Source organism: Specibacter sp. AOP5-B1-6 (assembly GCF_052376555.1).
Taxonomy (GTDB): Bacteria; Actinomycetota; Actinomycetes; order Actinomycetales; family Micrococcaceae; genus Specibacter.
This window is the reverse complement of sequence record NZ_JBQSVT010000116.1, coordinates 1-842: the sequence shown is the minus strand read 5'-3', so window position 1 is coordinate 842 and position 842 is coordinate 1. Positions and strand designations below refer to the sequence as shown.

The 842-nt window shown below is 61.5% G+C and carries 1 protein-coding gene; it reads left to right on the top strand.

Features of this window, described 5'->3' with window-relative positions:
• Window positions 1-774 (top strand): IS1380 family transposase (locus ACT3TS_RS19720; RefSeq protein WP_444533223.1); only part of this gene is annotated, 774 nt, incomplete at its 5' end.
• Window positions 775-842: the final 68 nt, after the last annotated feature.

Genomic DNA, 842 nt, shown 5'->3' with positions numbered 1-842 from the left:
CTGGGGACGCTCAAACGCACCGGAGTCACCGGCCCGGTGGTGTGCCGTTTTGATTCGGCCTACTACGGGCACCCCACCGTCAGTGCAGCGTTGGCTGGTGGTGCCGATGTCACGGTCACGGTGCCGATGAACAAGGCCGTCAAACGCACCATCACCCAGATTCCCGAGGATGCGTGGACGCCGATCAAGTACACCAATGCCATCTACGACGAAGACGCCCAAGCGTGGGTGTCAGTAGCTGAAGTCGCGGAGATCCCGTTCACTGCTTTCTCTTCCAAGAAGAAGGCCGAGCAGGTTCCCGGGCGTCTGGTCGTGCGCCGCATCCCGGAGCTGAATCCGAAAGGGACCGAAGGGCAGCCGGCGCTCTTTGATACGTACCGCTTCCATTCCTTCTTCACCACCATTGATGGAGCAACTTTGGACGCTGTTGCTGCCGACAAGGTTCATCGCAAGCATGCCAGGATCGAACAGGTCAACGCTGATCTGAAGGACAGTGCTCTGGCCCACTTGCCCTCGGGGAAGTTCGCCGCGAACTCGGCGTGGCTGGTCGCCGCGGTCATGGCCTATAACCTCACCCGCACCGCAGGTGTCCTCGCCGCTGGCCAGTTCGCCAAGGCCCGCACGGGCACGATCCGCCGCAAAATCATCAATGTCCCGGCCCGGGTAGCCTCCAGTGCCCGACGCCAACAGTTCCACCTGCCAGAGTCCTGGCCATGGCAAGAAGCCTGGGAGAACCTTTTCACCGCCACCCACGCACCACCACAGACCGCATAAAACCCGTCAACCAAGCCAACCCCGGCGCGACTCAAGGAACCAAAAGTGGAACACCACCGGCAGAAAGG